This window comes from Acinetobacter sp. UBA6720 (assembly GCF_002454215.1).
Lineage (GTDB): Bacteria > Pseudomonadota > Gammaproteobacteria > Pseudomonadales > Moraxellaceae > Acinetobacter.
Window position 1 is genome coordinate 30,417 of record NZ_DKIK01000072.1, and the last position, 23,114, is coordinate 53,530.

Annotated in this window: 27 protein-coding genes and 1 pseudogene; 26 read left to right on the forward strand and 2 right to left on the reverse strand. The window is 40.4% G+C overall.

Going from position 1 to position 23,114, the window contains the following annotated elements:
- Nucleotides 1-160, forward strand: a pseudogene (locus B4F08_RS06250) (RNA chaperone Hfq); the annotation flags it as partial.
- Between the two features lie 107 nt (nt 161-267).
- Here the strand turns inward: B4F08_RS06250 and B4F08_RS06255 are convergent.
- Entirely contained in the window at nt 268-1,572 is a 1,305-nt protein-coding gene (locus B4F08_RS06255) for a peptidylprolyl isomerase (RefSeq protein ID WP_086210154.1), read from the reverse strand.
- The gene (locus B4F08_RS06260) at nt 1,572-4,031 is read right to left on the reverse strand and encodes an LPS-assembly protein LptD (RefSeq protein ID WP_291373842.1); all 2,460 of its coding nucleotides are present in this window, start codon (nt 4,029-4,031) and stop codon (nt 1,572-1,574) included. The genes B4F08_RS06255 and B4F08_RS06260 overlap by 1 nt, the downstream gene beginning before the upstream one ends.
- Before the next feature lie 120 nt (nt 4,032-4,151).
- Between B4F08_RS06260 and B4F08_RS06265 the strand changes: the two genes are divergently transcribed.
- The 25 genes from B4F08_RS06265 to B4F08_RS06385 form a co-directional block, all read left to right on the forward strand.
- Complete coding sequence (locus B4F08_RS06265) at nt 4,152-5,165, forward strand: aminoglycoside phosphotransferase family protein (protein ID WP_291373843.1); 1,014 nt, start codon at nt 4,152-4,154, stop codon at nt 5,163-5,165.
- Nucleotides 5,162-5,851: an N-acetylmuramate alpha-1-phosphate uridylyltransferase MurU gene (gene murU / locus B4F08_RS06270; protein ID WP_291373844.1), complete on the forward strand. Its 690-nt coding sequence runs from the start codon at nt 5,162-5,164 to the stop codon at nt 5,849-5,851. Before B4F08_RS06265 ends, murU begins: the two co-directional genes overlap by 4 nt.
- An 84-nt stretch (nt 5,852-5,935) precedes the next feature.
- Complete coding sequence (gene rsmG, locus B4F08_RS06275; protein ID WP_086210150.1) at nt 5,936-6,568, forward strand: 16S rRNA (guanine(527)-N(7))-methyltransferase RsmG; 633 nt, start codon at nt 5,936-5,938, stop codon at nt 6,566-6,568.
- Between the two features lie 24 nt (nt 6,569-6,592).
- On the forward strand, nt 6,593-7,375 hold the full coding sequence (locus tag B4F08_RS06280) for a ParA family protein (RefSeq protein WP_086210149.1): 783 nt from the start codon (nt 6,593-6,595) through the stop codon (nt 7,373-7,375).
- A complete protein-coding gene (locus B4F08_RS06285; protein ID WP_086210148.1) occupies nt 7,372-8,259 on the forward strand; it encodes a ParB/RepB/Spo0J family partition protein in 888 nt (295 codons plus the stop codon). Before B4F08_RS06280 ends, B4F08_RS06285 begins: the two co-directional genes overlap by 4 nt.
- A 36-nt stretch (nt 8,260-8,295) precedes the next feature.
- A complete protein-coding gene (locus B4F08_RS06290; RefSeq protein ID WP_291373845.1) occupies nt 8,296-8,946 on the forward strand; it encodes a MotA/TolQ/ExbB proton channel family protein in 651 nt (216 codons plus the stop codon).
- A gap of 8 nt (nt 8,947-8,954) precedes the next feature.
- Complete coding sequence (locus tag B4F08_RS06295; protein ID WP_291373846.1) at nt 8,955-9,377, forward strand: ExbD/TolR family protein; 423 nt, start codon at nt 8,955-8,957, stop codon at nt 9,375-9,377.
- On the forward strand, nt 9,377-11,104 hold the full coding sequence (msbA, locus tag B4F08_RS06300) for a lipid A export permease/ATP-binding protein MsbA (RefSeq protein ID WP_291373847.1): 1,728 nt from the start codon (nt 9,377-9,379) through the stop codon (nt 11,102-11,104). The genes B4F08_RS06295 and msbA overlap by 1 nt, the downstream gene beginning before the upstream one ends.
- Before the next feature lie 3 nt (nt 11,105-11,107).
- The gene (gene lpxK, locus B4F08_RS06305) at nt 11,108-12,112 is read left to right on the forward strand and encodes a tetraacyldisaccharide 4'-kinase (protein ID WP_291373848.1); all 1,005 of its coding nucleotides are present in this window, start codon (nt 11,108-11,110) and stop codon (nt 12,110-12,112) included.
- 8 nt (nt 12,113-12,120) lie between these two features.
- Complete coding sequence (gene kdsB / locus B4F08_RS06310; protein WP_110973932.1) at nt 12,121-12,882, forward strand: 3-deoxy-manno-octulosonate cytidylyltransferase; 762 nt, start codon at nt 12,121-12,123, stop codon at nt 12,880-12,882.
- Nucleotides 12,883-12,901: 19 nt separating this feature from the next.
- Nucleotides 12,902-13,885 (forward strand): DNA polymerase III subunit delta' C-terminal domain-containing protein, encoded by a 984-nt coding sequence (locus B4F08_RS06315; RefSeq protein ID WP_110973933.1) that lies wholly within the window; start codon nt 12,902-12,904, stop codon nt 13,883-13,885.
- A 14-nt stretch (nt 13,886-13,899) separates the two neighbouring features.
- Entirely contained in the window at nt 13,900-14,241 is a 342-nt protein-coding gene (locus B4F08_RS06320) for a PilZ domain-containing protein (protein ID WP_086210141.1), read from the forward strand.
- Nucleotides 14,242-14,267: 26 nt separating this feature from the next.
- On the forward strand, nt 14,268-15,041 hold the full coding sequence (locus B4F08_RS06325) for a TatD family hydrolase (protein WP_110973935.1): 774 nt from the start codon (nt 14,268-14,270) through the stop codon (nt 15,039-15,041).
- Nucleotides 15,042-15,087: 46 nt separating this feature from the next.
- Complete coding sequence (locus B4F08_RS06330; RefSeq protein WP_086210139.1) at nt 15,088-15,702, forward strand: TetR/AcrR family transcriptional regulator; 615 nt, start codon at nt 15,088-15,090, stop codon at nt 15,700-15,702.
- Nucleotides 15,703-15,714: 12 nt separating this feature from the next.
- Nucleotides 15,715-16,284 carry a type II secretion system protein gene (locus B4F08_RS06335; protein ID WP_291373849.1) on the forward strand — a complete coding sequence of 190 codons (570 nt, stop codon included), beginning with the start codon at nt 15,715-15,717 and terminating at the stop codon, nt 16,282-16,284.
- A gap of 124 nt (nt 16,285-16,408) precedes the next feature.
- Nucleotides 16,409-16,795: a type II secretion system minor pseudopilin GspI gene (gspI, locus tag B4F08_RS06340; RefSeq protein ID WP_414632457.1), complete on the forward strand. Its 387-nt coding sequence runs from the start codon at nt 16,409-16,411 to the stop codon at nt 16,793-16,795.
- A complete protein-coding gene (gene gspJ / locus B4F08_RS06345; RefSeq protein ID WP_110973939.1) occupies nt 16,792-17,412 on the forward strand; it encodes a type II secretion system minor pseudopilin GspJ in 621 nt (206 codons plus the stop codon). Before gspI ends, gspJ begins: the two co-directional genes overlap by 4 nt.
- An 81-nt stretch (nt 17,413-17,493) precedes the next feature.
- Nucleotides 17,494-18,441, forward strand: a complete 948-nt coding sequence (gspK, locus tag B4F08_RS06350) for a type II secretion system minor pseudopilin GspK (RefSeq protein ID WP_162900258.1) — start codon at nt 17,494-17,496, stop codon at nt 18,439-18,441.
- Between the two features lie 122 nt (nt 18,442-18,563).
- Nucleotides 18,564-19,160 (forward strand): 6-pyruvoyl trahydropterin synthase family protein, encoded by a 597-nt coding sequence (locus B4F08_RS06355; RefSeq protein ID WP_291373850.1) that lies wholly within the window; start codon nt 18,564-18,566, stop codon nt 19,158-19,160.
- 41 nt (nt 19,161-19,201) lie between these two features.
- Nucleotides 19,202-19,915 carry a uracil-DNA glycosylase gene (ung, locus tag B4F08_RS06360; protein ID WP_086210134.1) on the forward strand — a complete coding sequence of 238 codons (714 nt, stop codon included), beginning with the start codon at nt 19,202-19,204 and terminating at the stop codon, nt 19,913-19,915.
- Nucleotides 19,912-21,033: an enoyl-CoA hydratase/isomerase family protein gene (locus B4F08_RS06365; RefSeq protein ID WP_086210133.1), complete on the forward strand. Its 1,122-nt coding sequence runs from the start codon at nt 19,912-19,914 to the stop codon at nt 21,031-21,033. Before ung ends, B4F08_RS06365 begins: the two co-directional genes overlap by 4 nt.
- Before the next feature lie 4 nt (nt 21,034-21,037).
- Complete coding sequence (gene tadA / locus B4F08_RS06370; RefSeq protein WP_086210132.1) at nt 21,038-21,535, forward strand: tRNA adenosine(34) deaminase TadA; 498 nt, start codon at nt 21,038-21,040, stop codon at nt 21,533-21,535.
- A 79-nt stretch (nt 21,536-21,614) separates the two neighbouring features.
- On the forward strand, nt 21,615-22,046 hold the full coding sequence (locus B4F08_RS06375) for an SRPBCC family protein (RefSeq protein WP_110973944.1): 432 nt from the start codon (nt 21,615-21,617) through the stop codon (nt 22,044-22,046).
- Nucleotides 22,047-22,063: 17 nt separating this feature from the next.
- Nucleotides 22,064-22,747, forward strand: coding sequence for a (d)CMP kinase (gene cmk / locus B4F08_RS06380; RefSeq protein WP_291373851.1), 684 nt, complete (start codon nt 22,064-22,066; stop codon nt 22,745-22,747).
- Between the two features lie 112 nt (nt 22,748-22,859).
- On the forward strand, nt 22,860-23,114 hold a 255-nt coding region (locus B4F08_RS06385; RefSeq protein ID WP_291373852.1), incomplete at its 3' end, for a S1 RNA-binding domain-containing protein.

Here is a 23,114-nt window from a genome sequence, read left to right on the forward strand (position 1 = left end):
TCAAGGTGGCTTCGGCGGTCAAGGCGGCTTCGGCGGTCAACAAGGTGGCTTCGGTGGTCAAGGCGGCTTTGGTGGTCAAGGTGGCTTCGGTGGTCAATCTGCAGGTTTTGATGGCGAATCAAAATTTGAAGACTCTCAAGACGACGAAAACAATCGTTAATTGATAAAAAAAAGCCTCTCTGCTGAGAGGCTTTTTTTATTTAAAATTTTTTAAATGACTTTGTCATAAAAAAACCAGCATTCATGCTGGTTTTTTTGTGCCACATTTTAAGACTTGTTATTTTTACGGTCTAAATTTGGATCTTTGATCTCAACATAAGCTTTGTTTCGAATTTCACGTAACCAACTATCTAGTTCAGCATCAAATTGACGCTCACCTAAAACTTGACGTGCCATGCGCTCTTGGTATTCAGTCGTCATATCTTGCTGACGTGTTTCTGTCACTTGTAGGATATGCCAACCAAACTGAGTCTGGAATGGTTTGCTAATTTGTCCAACAGGGGTATTCTTCATGGTTTCTTCAAACTGAGGCACCATGACGCCAGGGCTAACCCAACCAAGACTACCACCATCACGTGCTGAACCTGTATCGTTTGAATAGGTCGAAGCTAAAATTGCAAAATCTTCCCCCTTTTCTACACGATTATACAAGTTGTCGATCATTTGTTTTGCGTTTTCAGGGCTAACTACTTCTGATGGCTGAATAAGAATGTGACGTACTTTATATTGGGGTACAATGGCTTTTTGCTCTGCACCTTTACGTTCAACTAACTTTAAAATATGTACGCCATCACGGACTGTAATAAGGTCAGTGGTTTGTCCAACTTGGAGTGGACTCACACGTGCAGCAAGTTCACTTGGAATATCAGAAAGTGCTCTAAAGCCCATATCTGCACCTTCAACTTTGGTGTTGGCTGTGCTGAATTTTTTAGAAATTGCAGCAACATCATTGTCGCTTGCGAGAACGTTTTTGACTTGTTTCGCCACAGCGTCAGCATTGTCACCAGAAACACGCACATGTAAGACATGTACTTGATTGCCCAATGCAGCTTGACCTTGTGGGGTATTTAAGAAGTTCTTAACGTCTTGATCTGAGATTTGAATACGAGAGGTGACAATTTGTTGGCGTAAACGGCTAATCGCTAAATCTTCAGCAATACGACTACGCAAAGAGGCATAGGTTCCTGGTGCCATTTTGTCCAACTTTTGTTGAAATGCTTCTAGGCTTGTTGTTCCAGATTGTTTTGCGACATTTAAAACAGCATCATTCAAGCTTTTCTCATCAGGTTGAATGTTGTAGCGTTTAACCTGTTCAAGCTGGGTTTGACGAATAATCAGTTGTTCTAAAGCTTGCTGTGCTAAATACTGCTCAGGTGGAACTTGTTTTTTCTGACTTTCAAGTTGGTGCTTAACTTCAGCCATGCTTGCTTCTAAGTCACTTTTTAAAATAACACTGTTATCGACAACAGCAACAACTTCATCCGACGCGTGTACAAAAGTTGGAATAGCGGTTGCGAGAGCTAAAGCTAAAGCACTCGCTTTAAAAAATTGTTTGAACTGTTTTGTCTTCATTAACGGTCTGTCCAAGTCTGATTAATATTGTTAAAGCCTAGAATACGATTTTCTAGTAATGATGAAAGTTTGCTGTTTAGTCCTCCTAAGCCTTTTAGGGTGACTTCAGCCATAATTGCACGGTTTGGTTTTACACTTGAATCGCTAACGTCATCTAAGTCGTTGTAATACTCGCGCCCATACACCGAGATACCCCAGCAACATGCTTCATAATTGACGCCTAGTAAGTATTCGCGCGCGACATTATTGTCAAGGTCATACTGAGCATGGCCCATAATACGCCAGTTGTTATGTACAGGTTGTACAAAAGATGCAACCACTTGATCGTAGTGCTCTTGGCGGTTCGCGATTTCTTTGCGGTAGTAATAGCCCACATTGTATAAATTGCCTTTATCCCCTGTGTAATACAACTGTAAATCGCGTTGAGCATTGTCGCCATTTGACATCCAAGCTGAATTAGCACCAAGGGTAAAGTTTTGTGAGAGTTGACTTGATACGCTAACAATTGGACCAGTATGCTTTTCGTTATCAAACAAATCTGTGGTTTGATCAAGAGTCACACGACGGTCTTCAAAATAATAGCTTTGACCAACACTTGCTTTTAAGCGTTCCAGACCGACAGTATCAAATAAGCTATAACTGAGCCCTAACGACAAGAAGTTATTGTCTTCTAAGCGGTCATGACCGTAGAAACGATTAGGGCTAAATAGTTGATCATAGTTAATGGATGCGGCTACAGAGTCAAAGTTTGGTGCACCATCTTGATTTTTATATGGAGCATACGCATAGAACATGCGCGGACTGAGGGTTTGTAAGAATGTGCCTTCTTTTTCAAAGGTTAAGCCAGCATCAAAGGTAATTTGTGGAACAGTATATGATTTGTCTTTTGATGAACGATTCGTGCTATCAAATTCATTTATCGTGTCTTGGTCATAGAATGTATTTACATTGCGAATAGAGATCTGTGGGATCGCAAATGCCCAAGGTGTACGATAGTTGTAACGTACAGAAAAGTCATTGTAGACACGTGTACCACTTGGTTCGAAACTGTCGTTGGTATCGCCATCAATCGTACCAAAATCCTTTTTAAAGTAGGCTGTATCATTATTAAATTCGTATTCTAAGCCTAAAGCATTGCCAGTTTTATAGTTGAGTAAAAACTGAGGTAAGCGGGCATAAGGACGGTCAACGTAGGGTGTTGTTTCATCCAGTGTTTGGAAGTCTTCAATTTTAAGCTGAGCTTTTAAGCCTGGGATCCCATTTTTATAGTTGAGTTCCCATGCACGACGAAGATTTAGATCTGTTTTTGTATTTGGATTATTACTTAAGTCCGTAAAATAGTCTTTATCTGATGCGTAGTTATATTCGAGGTTTGTCGAAAATTGTTCGTTAATTTGCCAGTTATGTAAAAAGTGTAAGTCTTTACGGTCTTGATCATCATACTTGCGATCAGATGGAAGGAAACCACCTCTAATTTGGCCAGAACCGAAATTTTCAGTGAGATATCTAAACTCACCTTCAATCATAGGTCCACGGTCACTGATGTAACGAGGCGTAATGGTTGTATCGTAGTTTGGTGCTAAATTTAAATAAACAGGGACTGAAAGTTCGATGCCTCCATCATTGGTGAAGCCGAAACTTGGTGTCAAGATACCTGTAGTGCGTCGGTCATCAATAGGGAAGTTGAAATAAGGAACTGCAAGTACAGGCACATCTTTAATATAAAGTTTGGTACCGCGCGTTTCACCACGGCCTGTTTCTTGATTGAGTTTTATTTCATCTGCTTGAATTTTCCAAGTCGGTGCCTTTTCTGGCGGACATGTACTATAAGTTGCATTTTTTAAGGTAGTGGTTGTTTGCGACTGACGTAAAATTTGTTCTGCACGTCCATGCGCATGTTGTTCTTCAGCAATATAAAAACTATTTTTTAAGTCACCTTGCTGGGTTTTGAGGTTGTAATTGATTTGATCACTTTGAGCCAATAATCCACTTTGCGCCATTTGCACACGACCTTCTGCATTGGCAAAAGTCTGTGTCTGATCAATGGTGATTTTATCGGCACGAATTTGACGCCCTTCTTGGTCAATAAGCACATTGCCTTCAAGAACAGAGTCGCCTTGTGGATTGTAATGACCATAATCCGCAGTGATTGTAGAGGTTGCATTGGCAGCATCAACAGCTTTGGTTGCAGGGCTTACAGGCGTCAACCATGTTCCTTGACAATAGGCTGAGCTTAAATACTTGCCTTGTCGCTGCTGAGCTTCAGGAGACGATTTATCAACATAGTATTGCTCGTAGAACTTTTGCCCTGGATAGCTTTCTTGTAAAGCTTGTTTCAGTGATTGTTGTTCATCTGAAATAGAAGTAGACGATGTTGCAGCATAGCTTGTGATTGAGCTACCACAAAGAAGGGTAAATATCGCAGTCGCTAAAGGATTAAATTTAAACTGATGCTTCATGTGTCTCATTTACCAAGTATGCTTAATCGCAATTAATTATTGTCGCATCATAGAGAAAAAGTTGATAAGTGGCTACACTTAGCACTTTAAAAACTCAGCCTGTATTAGAATTTATCGCAAATGAATACACAACGTGAACAATTGATACAAACTTGGATTTCATCTGTACTTGGTTCAGATCAATTTGAAATTAACTTTTTAGCAGGCGATGCAAGCTTCCGTCGTTATGCAAGAATCAAATTGAATAATAAAACATTTATGCTCATGGATGCACCACCAGAAAAAGAAGATTGTGTGCCTTTTGTGACGATTGATGAATTTTTCGATGCTAATGGTGTTCGGGTACCGCATATTGTTGCGAAAGATTTAAATCAAGGCTTGTTGTTGCTTGAAGATTTTGGTGATGTTTTGCTGTCTACACAGTTGGATGATAATACGGTCGATGCTCATTATGAGCAGAGCTTTAAGCAGTTGATTCAATTGCAATCCATTGATGGTAAAGGGCATTTTCCTGCATATTCTTATGAAAAATTAATGACGGAAATGAGTCTGTTGACTGACTGGTTACTGCCTAGTTTACAGATTAAACCCTCCGATGCTGAATCTGCGTTGATTAAACGTACCTTTGCGATTTTAGCCAATGCTGCTTTAGCACAGCCACAAGTGATTGTGCACCGTGATTTCCACAGTCGAAATTTGATGCTTTTGGCTGATGAGCAAGAGCAAGGTGTGATTGACTTTCAGGATGCGGTGATTGGTGCGGATACTTACGATCTGATTTCAATTACACGCGATGCATATGTACAGTGGAATCCTGAGCGGGTTTATCAGTGGTTTAAAGTGTTTTATGGCTTGTTGCCTGCTACAGCAAAAGAAGGGCGTGACTTTGAGCAGTTTAAGCAAGATGCTGATTTAATGGCGATTCAAAGACATATTAAAATTTTGGGCATTTTTGTACGTTTATTTGAGCGTGATGGCAAATCAGGTTATCTCAAAGATTTACCACGGGTGATGTGGTATTTACTTGAAGAAAGTAAACCTTATGCAGAACTACAACCTTTTATGCAGTTTATGTGCGATAAAGTGATGCCGAAGTTTGAAGCAAAATATGGCAAATATGAGGTTGTTGTATGAAGGCGATGATTTTGGCAGCGGGGCTAGGCAACCGTATGCGCCCCCTCACACTGTATAAACCTAAACCCTTGCTCGAGGTCGGTGGCAAGCCCTTAATTGTTTGGCATATTGAGAAGCTCAAACAAATTGGGGTCACAGAAATTGTAATCAATTCAGCTTGGCTGGCGAATATATTGATTGGTGCTTTGGGTGATGGTTCACAGTTTGGGGTCGATATTCGCTGGACTCGTGAGGAAGAAGGGTTAGAAACGGCAGGTGGCATCATTAATGCTTTGCCACTTTTGGGTACACAACCTTTTATCTTAATTAATGGTGATGTCTGGACGACTTTTGACTTTGCATCATTACTCAATGTTGATTTGGGGCAGGATTTAGCTCATTTGGTTTTTGTTGCCAATCCAGAGCAGCATCCCAAAGGGGATTTTATTTTAAATCAAGGACGGGCTTATACCTTTGAACAAGAGCAGTCGGGTGAGGCGCTAACTTATAGTGGTGTTGCTGTGCTTCATCCACGTATGTTTGATGGACTAGACGAAGGTAAGCGACCATTGGCACCTTTGTTAAAAGAAGCGATGTCGGCCGGTAAAATTTCTGCTGAAAAAATGCAGGCAACATGGGTAGATGTTGGCACACCTGAGCGATTAAGTGATCTAGATCTACAGATTCGTCAAGGTAAGTACGTTTAAGTGCATAATCACTAAGCGTTAACTACTGTTCCACGGCTTAGAAATCGGTATACTTCAGTTTAATTTTATTGAGATGTCTTCTTTATGCATCCATTTTTTCAAGACTTAAAGCAAGGTAGTCAAAAGCTTGGCTTAGATTTGAGTGAAGAAGCATTAAATCTATTGCTGAAGTATCAAGATGCCCTTGTGCTGTGGAACAAAGCTTACAATTTAACAGCGATTCGTGATCCTAAAGAAATGCTGGTAAAGCATTTATTAGATAGTTTAAGTATTTTAAGAGATTTACCGCAGGGCCGTTTACTGGATATTGGGACGGGTGGTGGCATGCCAGGCATGATTATTGCTCTTTGCCAACCTGAGCGTCAATGTGTTCTGCTTGATTCAAATGGTAAAAAAATTCGTTTTTTAAAGCAGTTTATTGCAGACTTAAAATTGACCAATGTAATTGCAGTTCAAACGCGTGTTGAGAATGAAGAGAGCATTAACGAGCTTGGGCAGTTTGATGTTATTACCAGTCGCGCATTTGCATCTTTAACGGATTTCATCAGTGCATCTAAACCATATATGCATCAAGACAGCATTATTGCGTCGATGAAAGGTTTGATCCCACAGGATGAAGTCGAAGCATTTAAAGATGAATTTAGCTGTGAAATTATTGCGTTAAAGGTTCCACGTTTGGACGAACAACGCCACTTACTTTTATTAAAACGTATCTAAAAAATTCAAAGGATTGGGCGGGTCATGGCACAAATTATTGCGATTGCGAACCAAAAAGGTGGTGTTGGTAAAACCACAACCGCAGTAAATTTGGCTGCATCTTTAGCAGTACTGAAAAAGCGGGTGTTATTGGTTGATATGGATTCGCAAGGTAATGCGACCATGGGTTCAGGCATTCAAAAAAATGACTTACTATATTCAGTGACCGATGTGTTGCTGGGCGAAGTGCCGATTGAAACTGCAATTACCAAAGCTGAGGTTGGCTATAAAGTTTTGGGTGCAAACCGTGATTTGGCTGGCGTAGAGTTGGCGATTGCTGAGCAAGAAGGTCGCGAGTTTATCCTTCGCGAGGCATTGAAAGAGGTCGAACAAGCATTTGACTACATCATTGTAGACTGTGCACCAAGTTTAAGCCTGATTACGGTCAATGCTTTGGCCGCAGTGGATGGTGTGATGATTCCAATGCAATGTGAATACTACGCTTTAGAAGGTTTGGCTGATTTAACACAAACGATTGATCGTATTCAACAAGCATTGAACCCAGAGTTAAAAATTATTGGTGTATTACGTACTATGTATGATGCACGTAATGCTCTGACACGGGATGTATCTGAAGAATTAGAACAATACTTCGGTAAGAAACTCTATGACACGGTCATTCCGCGTAATGTGCGATTGGCTGAGGCGCCAGCACATGGTTTACCTGTGATTTATTTTGAAAAAAGCTCAAAGGGCGCAGTGGCTTATTTACATTTGGCTGCTGAAATGATTAAGAAAAGCAAAGTGAAAAAAGGAAGTAACGCATGACCGTTAAGAAACGTGGACTAGCAAAAGGTCGTGGTTTAGATGCCTTACTTGGCTCAATCCAAAAAGAGAAATTACAACTTGAAGCACAAGCGCTTGATCATGGTCAACTTAAGCAGATTGATGTTCATTTATTACAACGCGGTGCATATCAACCACGTCGTTTTATCAATGAGCAAGACTTACAAGAGCTAGCGGCATCTATTGAAAAACATGGGGTGATGCAACCGATTGTGATTCGTCCAATTGACAATGAACAACATCCTTATGAAATTATTGCGGGTGAACGTCGTTGGCGTGCGGCGCAACTTGCAGGCTTAACAGAAGTTCCTGCTATTGTGAGGGACTTGAGCGATCAAGTTGCCATTGCACTGGCTTTAATCGAAAACATTCAGCGCCAAGATTTAAACCCTGTCGATCAGGCGATGGCATTACAACGTTTTCATGATGAATTTGGCTTGAGCCATCAGGAAATCGCTGACACGGTGGGTAAGGCGCGTACCACAGTAAGTAATTTACTTCGTTTATTGAGTCTTGCTGAACCTGTGAAAGATTTTATGCAACAGGGCTTACTCGATATGGGGCATGCGCGTGCCATTTTAACATTGAAGGCAAAAGATCAGCTCAAAGTTGCAGAGTTAGTAATTGAGAAGAGTTTGTCTGTACGTCAGACTGAACAATATGTTCGTGATTTTAATGCACCTAAGCAAGAAAAAGAAAAAACGGAAATTGCGCCTGATATTCAACAGTTGACGCAACGTTTGACGGATCGTTTTAGTGCAAATGTCAAAATTGATCATAATAAACAAGGCAAAGGTAAGCTCACGATTCATTATCATTCACTCGATGAGTTGGATGGTATTTTGAATATTTGTTTGGCTGAATAATTTTATTTTCAATTTATAAATACTTGGGGAAGTGTTATGTGGGAATTGGTAAAAGCAGGGGGGTGGCTCATGCTCCCCCTTGTACTCTCTTCAATCTTTACTGTTGCGATTAGCTTGGAGCGTTTTATTCGCCTGAAAAAATCGACGATTCTACCTAAAGATTTACTTTTGACTCCATCACAAAGCATACAAAGCATTTTGCCTAAACTTAAACAGTCTGATTTACAGACGACAACATTAGGGCGAATTTTGGAAGTGGGTTACCAAAGTAAAACTCAAGGTGAACAGTTTGCACGTGCACAGATGGAAGCAACAGCGTCTCAGGAAATTGGCTATCTTGAGAAAAATATTAATTTTCTAGGTACACTCAGTGCTGTTGCTCCGTTGTTAGGCTTATTAGGAACAGTACTTGGTATTATCGAGTCGTTCTTAATGATTGATATTGGTAACAGCAGTAATCCAACTTTGATGATTCCAGGGATTTCAAAAGCTTTGATTACGACAGCGGCAGGGATGTTTATTGCGATTCCAGCACTGTTTGCTTACCGCTATTTTCAGCGTTTAGTACAAGAATATATTGCTGAACTGGAACAGCAATCGACCTTGTTTCATGCTGCTTTATTTTATAAGCAATCTGAAACGTTGCTTGAAAATCATGATGATGTTGTGGTTAAACAAGCGAGCTAAGGTGAACGATGAAATTCAAGCGCACACAAGTTGAAGATATTCATATCAACCTCACACCAATGATTGATTGCTTATTGTTTATTTTGGTGTTTTTATTGCTGACCACAACATTTAATCAATTTAGCCGTATGAATTTAACCTTGCCCGATGCGCAGGGGGTTCCGCCCAAGACATTTGATCATAAAATTGAAGTTGTTGTTGATTCCATAGGACACTATTCAATCAATGGTCAGTCGATTGCATCGAAAGATACATCAGAATTAAATACCGCAATTAAACAGATTTCTAATGACCGTCGTGATCTAATGTTTGTGATTGCTGCTGATGCTAAAGCAACTCATCAAGATGTTATTCGTGTAATGGATGTGGCTGGTCAGCTTGGATTTGTAAATGTCAATATTAGTACGAAAGTGCCTTCCCGAGGTTATTAGTGAAACACGATTTTAAAGTTTATCTACGTCTACTGAGCTATTTAAAACCGTATTGGGGCGTAGCAATTCTTGTGGTGATCGGTTTTGCTATAAATGCAGCGACGGAGGTTTCTGTTGCTAAATTGCTTGAAAAAATTATTGAAGCAATTCAACATCGTGATCAAGGTTTTACAACTTTGTTCCCAATTTTAGTTGTGATTGTTATGTTTTTCCGTGGACTAGGTTTGTTCATGGGGGGCTATTTTACAGCAGTGATCTCAAGAAATTTGGTCTTTAATATTCGCCAAGAAGTCTTTGCTAAATTATTGCGCCTTCCTTCACAGTATTATTTGGATAATAACAGTGGTCATATCACTGCAAAAATCATGTTTAATGTAGAGCAGCTTACAGCCGCATCTACAGAGTCATTAAAAACCATTGTTCAACAAGGCTTGATTACCATTGCTTTACTTGGCTATCTCATTTATAGCAATTGGCGTTTGACTTTATGTATTTTGATTTTTGCCCCGCTGATAGGTCTGCTTATTCGTAAAGCTGCGAAGCGTATGCGTATGTTATCCATTCAAGTACAAGATACCATGGGGGATGTGAACCATGTTGTACAAGAAACAGTCAATGGTCACTTGGTGGTCAAAGGTTTTGGTGGTCAGACTTATGAGCAACAGCGTTTTAAAGATACGTCTATGGAAAATTTGCGACGTGGCTTAAAAATGGTGGTTGTACAACAATTAAATAGTCCGATTGTACAGCTTATTATGTCCATTTCGCTAAGTGTAGTGATGTGGATTGCGTTGCGTCCAGAAATCATGCAAGACACCAGTGCGGGTCAATTTGTGGCTTACATTACTGCAGCAGGTATGTTGAGCAAACCGATTAAAGCACTGACAGATGTGAATGAGAAGATTCAGCGTGGTATGGCTGCGGCACATTCTGTTTTTGAAATTTTAGACTTACCAGAAGAGAGAAATACGGGCACTTTAACGCCTGCGCTAAGAGGTAATATTGACTTTAAAGATGTTAATCTGGTGTATACCGATGGTCATCATGCTCTACATGACTTTAACCTCAGTGTAAAAGAGGGTGAAACTGTTGCGCTGGTGGGGCGCTCAGGTGCTGGTAAAACGTCTTTGGTAAATTTGTTAGTTCGCTTCCAAGACACGACATCAGGGCAGATTTTATTTGATGGTATAGATATATACGACATTGAAATCAATAGTCTGCGTAATCAAGTTGCAATGGTTAATCAACAAGTGGTTTTATTTAACCGTACTGTGCGTGACAACATTGCCTATGGTCAGCTTGAAAATGCCTCTGATGAAGAGGTTGTTGCGGCAGCAAAAGCTGCGTATGCACATGATTTTATTATGGCATTACCGCAAGGTTATAACACCAAGTTGGGTGCACAAGGTCTTAATCTATCAGGTGGACAACGTCAACGTATTGCGATTGCTCGTGCAATTTTGAAAAACGCGCCTGTATTAATTCTAGATGAGGCAACCAGTGCACTTGATAATGAGTCTGAGTATTTTATTCAGCGTGCTTTTGATGCAGCTATGCGTGACCGTACAACGATTGTGATTGCCCATCGTTTATCGACGATTGAAAATGCAGACCGTATTGTGGTGATGGATAAAGGGCGTATAGTAGAACAAGGTAGCCATGCCGAGCTTATTGCAAAGCAAGGTGCCTACTATCAGCTCCATCAGCGTAATTTTGAGGAAAACTAAACCATGTCAGGTGCGCAGTTTATTCAGGATGCTTGGAACTCACAGGCAAAGTGGTTAATTGTGCTTCGACCCTTGTCTTGGTTATATCGAGGTGGTTTTCTTCTGAACCGAAAACTGTATCGGTGTAATATTAAAAAAGCCTATACCGCTCCTGTTCCTGTGATGGTGATTGGCAATATCACTGTAGGCGGGAGTGGTAAAACACCGCTGTTGATTCATCTCGTCAGTTATTTGCAAAGTAAAAATATTCGAGTCGGAGTCATTAGTCGTGGTTATGGTGCAAAAGGGCCTTTTCCAGCACTGGTAGACTTAAACTCGGTGCCCGAATATGTCGGTGATGAGCCTACTTTGATTGTGCAGTCAACAGATGTACCTATGGCTGTGGGACCAAACCGACAAGAAAGCATAGAGCTCCTGTTATCGCATTCTCCTATTGATCTAATTATTAGTGATGATGGTCTGCAACACTGGGCATTGAACCGTCAAATTGAATGGATTGTGTTCGATAATAATCGTGGTTTAGGCAATGCGAAATTATTGCCTGAAGGTTATTTGCGTGAACCAAAGTCAAGGCTCAATGAAGGAACAGTAATTGAGCATGCCGATCATCCTACATATAGGATGCATATGCATTTAGAGGTCGCAGAGCCTTATTTGTTGAATAGCACTGAAGCCAAAGTATTTAATCGGCAAGATGACTTTTATGCTGTGGTGGGGATTGGATTTCCTCAGCGCTTTTATCGCACTTTAGAAGGGATGGGCGTGCAACAGTTCCAGTGTCATGAATTTGCTGATCATCATGAATATGAATTAGAAGATTTGGTCTTTGATGATGCCAATCCGATTATTACTACTGAAAAAGATGCCGTTAAAATTTTAGCTTTGCTGAAACAAAACCCAAGTTATTCTCGTGATATTTGGGTTGTTCCTGTCGATGCTGTTTTGTCAGCCGCATGTTATGACACTTTGCATCAACAACTTGCCTCTGTTGGTATTAAAATTTCTTAAGGTTTTTTATGAAACACATTGTTATCCCTGCGCGCTTTGCGAGCACACGTTTGTCTGGTAAACCTTTGCTTAAAATTCATGGTCGCGAAATGATTTTACGAGTGGTTGATCAGGCTAAAAAGGTAGAGGGTTTTGATGATTTGTGCGTTGCAACAGATGATCAGCGAATTTATGATCTCTGTAAAGCTGAAGGGGTGGATGTGGTGTTAACTTCGACAGATCATCCATCTGGTACAGACCGCCTAAGTGAAGTGGCAAAAATTAAGGGCTGGGCCAGCGAAGATATCATTGTGAATGTTCAAGGTGATGAACCGCTATTGCCTGCAAGTTTAGTTAAGCAAGTTGCACAGCTTTTAGAGACTCAGGTTGATTGTTCAATGTCGACTTTGTGTGAGCCCATTCAGCATCTAGATGAGTTTAAACGTGACAGTATTGTTAAGGTTGTGATGTCGAAATATAAGCAAGCACTATATTTCAGTCGTGCCACTATTCCTTATGACCGTGATGCAGCAAAACAAGCAGAACCAAGCTTACATCATCAAGCCTATCGCCATTTGGGGCTGTATGCTTATCGTGTGAAATTGCTTCAAGAGTATGTGACATGGGACATGGGGTCACTTGAAAAACTTGAAAGCTTAGAGCAACTACGTGTTTTAGAAAACGGTCATCGTATTGCGATAGATGTTGCAGAAGCGAATCTACCACCGGGTGTCGATACTCAGGAAGATTTAGACCGACTCAATGCCATGGATGTGGCTCATTTTGCATAATTGGACTTAGGTTTTAGACATGAAACAAACCCTGCCTGAGCAGATTTATCCGTGGCATCAAAGTGTTTGGGAAACGTTGACGACACGATTTCCCAATATTGGTCATGGTTTATTGTTTTATGGCAGAAAAGGTTGTGGTAAAGAAACTTTTGCTGAGCAGTTTTTGGCTTGGGTGTTGTGTGCTAATCGACAAGCTAAGCAATTAGCCTGTGGTGAGTGTGGGAGTTGTCAGTGGTTAAAGGCGGATACACACCCTAACTATGTTCACATCACCACAGATGAAGACAATAAAAAGCAAAATGCCAAAATCAAAATTGAAAAAATCCGTGATCTTTTGCCTTTTGTACAACAAACCGTGGATGGTTGGCGTGTTGTCATGATTGAGCCGGCCGAAGCATTGAATATTGCATCAGCCAACGCGCTACTAAAAACGCTTGAAGAACCGGGTGATCGTGTTGTTATCATCTTATTGGCAGACCACTATTTAAAACTGCCTGCAACGATTCGTAGTCGTTTACAACACTTTGCTTTGGATCGGATTCAACCGCAACAAGCAGAGCAATTTTTAAATCAACATTTGCCCAATAGTGACTTAGCACAGCTACATTTGCTGATGAATTTATCTAACCACATGCCTTTGCAGGCTATTGTATTATCCGAGAGTGAATGGTTGGCTCAACGGGCTGAATTTTTAAAAGATTGGCAAAAGTTGGTGGTAGATAAAAATATGCCAATGGCAATTGCGACCAAGTGGAATAAAGTGCTCGCATTCAGTGATTTTATTCAAATGTTTGAGTACTTGTTGTCAGATTTGATTTGTGTCAAGCTAAATCAACAGTTGAAAAACACTGATTTGGATTTCAGTGTGCTAGCAGAACAGTATTCACTTGAAACGTTGTTTTCAATTTATGCTGAGCTGCAACAGTCAAAACAATATATTGAACAAAATGTACAAACTAATTTAGTGCTCGACCAATTGTGTATTCGGTTGATGGATGTTTAAAACAGGGGAATTTTATGCAACCACGTATGGGCGGAATTATTCAAGCGAATATTCCAGATAAAGCAACGTTATATGCTAGTTATATGCCTTTTGTTGTAGGTGGTGGTTTGTTTATTCCATCTAAGCAACCTGTGAAATTGGGCGAGGAAGTCTTTGTTTTGGCAACATTGCCAGAACAGTCGCAAAAAATTCCACTGACGGGCAAAGTTATTTGGGTTTCTCAAAAACAAAATGGAATCAAACTTCAAGGATTTGGGATTCAGCTTTCTGGAGAGAAAGGGGTTTATTACAAATCTGAGGCGGAAAAATTGCTTGCAGGTCTTAAGTCTGAAGGTCGAACTAGTTACACTATGTGATTATGTAAGTGAAGTAGGAAACGCCTGTGTTTGTAGATACGCATTGCCATTTAACCATGTTGGATTTAACGCCTTATGATGGGAGTTTAGATTTAGCATTAGCGCAGGCACGTGAAGCTGGCGTTCATCGCTTTATGAGCATCTCGGTTGATATTGATGACCATATTGAATTGGCAAAAATAGCGGCTCGTCATAACGATGTAGGTTATAGCGTTGGCGTGCATCCTTGTGAAGATCCTGAAACTATGGCGCGTGCAAGTACAGATTATTTAATTGAACTTGCACAACCTGAAAAGGTATGGGCGATTGGTGAGACTGGGCTTGATTACTTTCATAGCACAGATTTTATTGCAGAACAAAAAGACTGTTTTGCACGACATATTCATGCTTCACAAGCCGTAAAAAAACCAGTTGTTGTGCACACCCGTTCGGCGAAACAAGATACTGTGGATATTATTCGTGCTGAAAAATCAACGCATGGTATTTTGCATTGTTTTACTGAAGATTGGGAAACAGCCAAGGCAGTTTTAGATTGTGGTTATTATGTGTCATTTTCAGGTATTGTCTCTTTCAAAAATGCGCAAGACCTGCGTGATGTTGCAAAACAAGTTCCTTTAGATCGCCTCTTGATTGAAACGGATAGCCCCTATTTAGCGCCTATGCCGTATAGAGGAAAGTCTAATGAACCAAAGTACGTTCCTTATGTAGCAAAAGCCTTGGCAGACGTATATGATAAGTCCTTGGAAGAGATGGCTTTCATCACAACGCAGAATTTTGAAAACCTTCTTAAGATGAAGTAAATAAAATTGAAACGATAAAAGCGTATAAGAGAGTGATAGGGTGAAGATGGATCGTCAGGCTCAGTTTCGAGCGAGAGAAGCGTTAATTTTTCAAGTGGCTGAACAGTTGCTTTTAGAAAATGGCGAAGCAGGAATGACCCTTGATGCATTGGCAGCAGAATTGGATCTGGCAAAAGGTACGCTTTATAAGCATTTTCAAAGTAAAGATGAACTGTATATGTTGCTTATTATTCGTAATGAGCGCATGTTGCTTGAAATGATTCAGGACACGGATAAGCAGTTCCCTGAACATTTAGCTTTCTTTATGCTTCATCATTTGCATCATCCTGAACGAACGGTGTTATTTCACCAAATCGAAGAGCGATTATCGACCACTGGTGTTGGGATCTATCATTTATTTACCGAGCTTTATCAGGTGCGTAAGCAACGTTTGCGTTTGATTATTCGTATGACGGAGCGGTATTTAGAGTCGATCGACAGCCAAATGACGGTACGCGATTATTTGGCTTCTATTTGGTCTTTAACGCATGGTGCTGCAGCCATTTTAAACTCTAGTTTTTATCAACGTTATTTGGGTTCGCGTGATACCTTGCGTGTTGCTTATATTGACCAAGCTTTGGCGATGCCTAAACAAATGGGTGCCGCGGGATATCTTGCTTAGCGGATTAGATCTATGAAACAGAAACCACCTTCAAGGATTCAAGGATTTACACTGGTTGAATTGATGGTGGTGATTGTGATTATGGCCATTATGGCATCATTGGTGATGTTGAATATCAATGGGGTTGATCAACGTAAAGCGGCGCAAGCCCGTGATTTTTTCATAATGGATGTGCAGAAAATTGCACGCGAAGCCAATGATCAGGCACGTGTGTTGGCATTAGAAATTCATCCTGCAACTGATGTCGCCGATTTTTCATATAATGTGATTGAATATAAAAATCCACAACTAACAGCTTTTACACCACAACAAAATAATACGATGCAAAATCAGCAAGAGTGGCAAGCATATACAGAGTTTCCTCAGCAAGTTTTAGCCAAGAATGTTTCTTTCGCAGTGCAATCTTTAGATTATGACGCTTCGAAAGCGGGAAATAATGATTTAATCCAAGAAAATGCCCCTAAATTGATTTGGCTGGGAAATGGGGAGGCTAAGCCTGTACGCGTTCAATTTTATTATGCGAATGAACCAGTGGGGGCGGAAATTGAAATTGATCATTTAGGTAAGATTAATGCGAGCTAAAAGTTTACAACATTGCCTGCATTCTTGTGCTCGGATGAAACAGTATTTCATGACTCCTCGTCCCTCAAACATAGCTTTGAGTCTTTCTTGCGAGGCAGTGCCCCTTAGATCGAATCTTGCTCGAATTAACCACTTCTCAGGATTTACATTGTTGGAGGTGATGGTTGCTCTGGCTATTTTTGCTACCGCAGCGGTCGCTTTAACCAAAGTAGGTATGCAATATACCCAGTCTACAGCACATGCAATTTTACGAACCAAAGCTCAATTTGTTGCTTTGAATGAAATTTCCATGATGGAAATCAATCGTGATTGGTTACAAGGTACAGCCTCTAAACAAATCACTCAGCAAGGAGAAACTTGGCAAATTGATAAATCGGCTCAGGCAACGATTAGTGCCAATGTCCAACGCGTCAATGTTCAAGTGAGCTTGGTGAATATTGAAACTGGAAAAGTGGATTCAGGTGTTACGAGCTTGGTCTTTTTTAACCATCGTGATGGAAGCCAGCCATGAAACAACGCTCAGGCTTCACTTTGGTTGAGTTATTGGTGGCGATAGCAATTTTTGCTGTATTGTCCGCTTTGGGCTGGAAAGTGTTTGATTATCTAATCAAGATCAAAGATCGAAATACGCAACATGAGCAACGTTTAGGGCAGTTACAAGAAGCTTATCAGCAATTGCTACGTGACTCGGTACAAATTGTTCCAATTACAGCCAATGTGGCTGATCAAATTCAGCCTGCTTTGGTACTGCAAGATGGGCAGCTTAGTTTTAGTAAAACGGGTGTGACAGATCCTTTAATGCAAGGTATACCACCTGAAGAACGGGTTGAATATGTTTACAAAGCAGATGAAAAAAAACTGTATCGTTATAAATATAAAAACTTAAATCAAATAGGTCATGACCAACCTGAAACCAGTGTCTTAATGGAGTCGGTCGATCAATTTCAAGTGATGGTGCTCAATCCAAATGAATTAGCACAGTGGCCTGAAGCAGCATTAAATGATCATGATCTAGCACAGGCCAAGCTGTTGCCTCGCGGTTTAAAAATAAACCTCACAGTCAATGATGAGCGTTATGAATGGGTGTTTAGTTTGTTAAATACCGACTTTTTAAAACAAAAAGATTAAGTTGTAGGATATGAAACATAAGGGCTTTATACCAAACCATTTGTTTTTAAGTATATTCGTTGCGAATAGGGGCACCTTTTGATGCGGTTTCAGCGTGGTATTGCACTGATTACGATTTTGGTGATGGTGGCTTTAGCAACTATCCTCGCAGCGACTATTGCGAAACATCAGCGCAATACGGCTGAAAGTACTGCTTATCTAATGAGACAAAACCAAGCCTTGTTATATGCAAAAAGTGCTGAAGCTTTTTTTGCTGAATTGTTGGTGGATGATGCGCAGAATGCTGCGGATGTTGATCATCTACAAGAAACGTGGGCAAAGCCTATGCCTGCTTTTCCAGTAGAGGACGGTTTTGTTTCAGGGCGTCTGGAAGATCAGTCGGGTAAATTTAATTTAAATGGGCTGCTTAAATCAGACGGTACAGTCAATGAAGCTGCAAAACTCTGGTTTGAAAAATTGTTAGAGCGTGTTGGATTGCCTGCACAACTTTCAGAAGCAGTTATTGACTGGCAAGATGAAAATGACGAAGTCAGTGGGTCGATGGGCGCAGAATCGACTTATTATCAAAGTTTAGCTCAAGGTTATTTACCAGCAAATCGACCTTTTTATAATATCGAGCAGTTGAAGTTGGTTCGTGGTTTTGAAGGTCGTAATTATCAACTCATCGCACCTTATGTCAGTGCATTATCGAGCAATGCCTTAAAGGTGAATATAAATACAGCACCTGCGTTGGTATTGGCAAGTATTGACCCGAAACTAGATATATCAGCTATTCAAAACATGCAAAAACAACAACAGGCCAGTCTTAAACATTTTTCTAATGTCAGTGAGTTGTGGGAAATTGATCCGTTTAATCAGATTGAAGAAGAGCAGCGGGCTGCGGTTAATGATTTTCTGGGTGTTCAATCCAATTATTTTAAAGTAAGAATAGACGTGATGCTCAATGAGCGTAAACGTCAATTTAGTAGTGATTTGGTGCGAAAAGAACAAACAGTTTATGTGGCATATCGAAGTATGGCACCGTTTTAAACGTCGTTGGGCAGGTTGATATGATTTGTCAATCGACTTCAACAATAAAATAAATGAGCATCTATTAACTTTTGCTTTATAATTAAAGTTAATCCTCAGAAAGTTTGATTGCATTACGACATATGTTAATTCGTAAGTTATTTAAGTTTGAAAATGCCCATATTGTACGTAATTGTACTTCGGATCGTTGTAAGCGTTCGATTCATGGTCATAGCTACAAAGTAGAATTACTTCTCAAAGCCTCTAAATTAGATCATGGTCAAATGGTCTATGACTTTGGTTTGCTCAAAGGTGTGATTAAAGATCTTTATGATGCTTTTGATCATGCAATTTGTTTTTGGCAAAACGACGATCCTGAATATATTCAAGCCTGCAAAACATTTAGTGCGCGTTGGGTATCTTTACCAGTTTCACCATCAGCTGAGCAATTTTCGCGTATCTTCTTTTACCTTGCCCAACAAGTACTTGCTTCGACTGTAACTCAAAACGGTGAGGGTGACGTGGAAGTGTATTCTGTGATTGTGCATGAAACAGATACGGGTTATGCGCAAAGCTTTATTGAAGATATTGAAAATGAGCAGATGGGGCTTTTAGCTCTTAATGAAATAGAATTTTCAGAGCAAATTCAAGCAGAATGGAATGATACTGAAATGTATAGCAAGTTAAAAGAAGGTATCAAATTTCATAATCCGAATGTAGAATTGCAAGTCAAATTGTGAAATTTGTCACAGAATATAAAGTCAAGGAATAAGGCGCAAGTATGTCTTTAACAGAACAACAGCAAACCAAGCTTGATAAAATTCAGCTGGATGCCAGTTGGAAATATGGATTAAGTGATTTTTTACTGAGTCCAAAAATGGATGCGTTAAAGCAATTTCTTGTTACAGAAATCAAGGCGAATAAAGTGATTTATCCGCCAAATGCACTGATTTTTAATGCATTTAATACAACACCATTGTCAAATGTAAAAGTAGTGATTCTAGGACAAGACCCGTATCATGGACCCGATCAGGCGCATGGACTCAGTTTTTCCGTACAAAGAGGGCTTGCTTTACCGCCATCTTTACGTAATATTTTCCATGAGTTAAATAAAGATTTAGGTATTGAAATACCTAAACATGGGGATTTAACTCGTTGGGCGCAGCAAGGTGTTTTGCTGTTGAATAGTGTATTAACCGTTGAAGCTGGTCAACCGACATCACATCAAAAACAAGGTTGGGAAGACTTTACTGATCATGTGATTGATGTGTTAAATGAACAGCGAGAGCATATTGTTTTTATTCTTTGGGGAGCATATGCGCAGCGGAAAGGACAACGGATTGATCAAGAAAAACATTTGGTGTTAAAGGCGGCACATCCGTCACCTTTGGCAGCAAACCGTGGTGGATTCTTCGGTTGTAAAGTTTTTTCAAAATCCAATAATTATCTTAAACAACATGGCATTGAGCCTATAGACTGGCAGCTGGACGCATGACATATTCTCCCGTTTCTAAAAACTACCATCCAGATTTGATTGTAGAAGAAGCAAAAAATGGTTGGCGCATTGTTCGTCTGAATCGACCAAAATCACTTCATGCTTTGGATGAAACGATCGTTTCTGCTCTATTTGAAGTATTTCAAGACTTTCATAATGATGATGCTGTTAAAGCCATTTGGTTAGATTCTACGACACCAAAAGCATTCTGTGCGGGTGGTGATGTGCGTAAGCTGCGTCAATTGGTGATTAATGATGAAGTAGCGACAGCAAATAAATTCTTTGAACAAGAATATGCACTGGACCTACTATTGCATAATTATGCAAAACCAGTATTGGTGTGGGGCGAAGGTTATGTGATGGGTGGTGGTTTAGGTCTGTTTATGGCTGCGCCGTTCCGTTTGGTCACACCGCATTCACGTTTGGCGATGCCTGAGATTAATATAGGTTTGTACCCAGATGTTGGCGCAACGCGCTTCTTGGCAGATCGTGGTGCCATTGGCTTGTTTACTGGCTTAACGGGTTCAATTATGACGGCAGCAGGCGCATATGGTATAGGCTGGGCCACCCATATTTGTGATACGCAACGTAGTACCGTGCTTGAAAAGTTGATCAATATTGATTGGAGCCATTATCCAGCAGGTGACTTTAGAGCGATTGATGATACCTTAAATAGTATGCACCGCCCGGTAGGTCCAGGCCCACTACAAAACTCGTTGGATGTGATTCATAGTGTATGTCGTGGTGTGAACTTTGAGCATGATTATGATGCTATTGTTGGTTTAAGTGATGCGCGTAGCGATTGGCTTCGTCAAGCCAGTGAGAACTTGCAAAAAGGTTCACCTACAACTGCTGCATTAACATGGTTGTTATGGCAGTGGGGTAAACAGGTTCATTCGTGGAATGAAGTTTTTGAGCTTGAGACACAAATTTCTGACTGGAAAATTCGCCATGCAGATTTCGTTGAGGGTGTACGTGCGCGCTTAGTGGATAAAGATTTGTCACCAGCATGGAAACAAGGGGTTAATAATAGCTTAAAAGGTATTTTTGCTGGAAACCCGCCAACGACAACTATCGCAAGTTGGAACGAACTTCTTAAGCATTACGATCTAATTTGACTTTATGACAGATGTTTTAAAAACGGACAGTGAATGGATGCAGCTTGCTTTAGAGCAAGCTGCAGTTGCCGCTTCAAAAGGAGAAGTTCCTGTTGGGGCGGTCATCGTGAGCCAGAATAAGGTTATTGGTTCAGGCTTTAATGCCCCTATTTCATTGAATGACCCTACCGCACATGCAGAAGTTCAAGCTCTTCGAGATGCTTGTCAAAATATACAAAATTATCGTTTACCTGATGATGCGGTCATATATGTGACGCTTGAGCCATGCACCATGTGTGTGGGCGCTTTAGTGCATGCACGTGTTGCAAAAGTGGTTTTTGGAGCAACTGAACCCAAAGCAGGCTCTTTAATCAGTGCCCGTAAACTATTTGAAACAGGGTATTATAATCATCAGTTTTTGTTTGAAGCAGGTTGCTTGCATGAGCAATGCTCGTTGCAACTTAGTCAATTTTTTAAAATGCGTCGCGAGCAAAAACGACTATCTCGTTTACAAGAAAAGTGACAGAGATGTTTGTATAATGCTCATTTCATGTAAAATAAAATGACAATTAAAATTGTCAAATAATATATTGGAATCGACCATGAATCATATTCAGATTAAGAAAGAGTTTAGTGCGCCTTTAGAGCAGGTGTTTGATTTACTGTCTAAACACTCCACGTATAACGTTGCATTTGCACCAGTCCAAGTGGTTCGGGTAAAAGACTCGGCAGATCCAGAACGACCTGATGGACTAGGTTCTGTTCGTCGTATGGGCTTCGGTCCTATTAAGCCTTTACAAGAACAAATCACATTAATGAAAGTGAATGAGCGGATTGAATACAAAATTATTAAAAATCCACTCATCAAGCATCATCTCGGGATTATTGAGTTCGAAGCAATTGATCCAAATAAAACTTTAGTGACCTATACGATTGAATTACAAGCACGTGCGCCTTTTGTAAGCAAATTAATTCTTGCACAGCTTAAATCTGCGATTAAACTAGGTTTTTCAAAACTCGCTAAATCTGTATAACAAACTTTGGGTAAGCAATGACAGTTCAAATTATTACGATTGATGGTCCAAGTGGTTCGGGCAAAGGCACGCTCGCTGCAAAAATAGCAGCGCATTATCAGTTTCATTTGCTCGATTCAGGTGCACTTTATCGTCTGTTGGGATTGTCATTACAGCAGCATGATTTGTTGGATGTTGTGGCGACAGAGTTGGCACAATGTGTGGAAATTGCTACACATTTAGACATACAATTTTTAAGCACTGCGCAAGGCACACAAGTCTTGCTTAAGGGTGAGGATGTTAGTCAAACCATTCGCACTGAGCGAGTTGGTGAGTTTGCATCAAAAGTTGCAACGATTCCTGAACTTAGAGCTGCACTGGTTGATCGCCAGCATGCTTTTGCACAGCCCCCTGGTTTGGTTGCAGACGGTCGAGACATGGCTACATCTATCTTTCCTGAAGCACAAGCGAAGATTTATTTAACTGCTTCAGCCCAATCTCGTGCTGAACGAAGAGTAAAGCAGTTGCAGGGTATGGGGCTGGATGCTAAAATAAACGATATTTTAGCTAATATTGAGGCGCGTGATAAACGTGACATGGAGCGAGAAGTTGCTCCACTCAAACCAGCGGCTGATGCTTATCTCATTGATAGTTCTGAATTGAACATTGATGAGGTGTTTCAGCTCATGACGGCTTATATAGATAAGCAATTAGCAAATTAACGAATTTTATATTCAGCAGAAGCATAGCTTGATCAGTTCAATATGGACTATGTAGACGCTTAACTAAACCGGCCTTGTCTGATCCAAGACCGCTGACTTTATCAGGTATATCATGACCGAATCTTTTGCAGCCCTCTTTGAAGAAAGCGAATTAAACCTCAACGTTGAAAAGGGTGCTGTCATCCAAGGCGTTGTAGTAAACATCGATTCTGACTGGGTAACAGTTGACACTGGCCTTAAATCAGAAGGTATTGTTGACCGCGCTGAATTCTTAAATGAACAACGCGAACTTGAAGTTCAAGTTGGCGACACTGTTGATGTTGTTGTTGAAGCTCTTGACAATGGCATGGGTCAAACAGTTTTATCA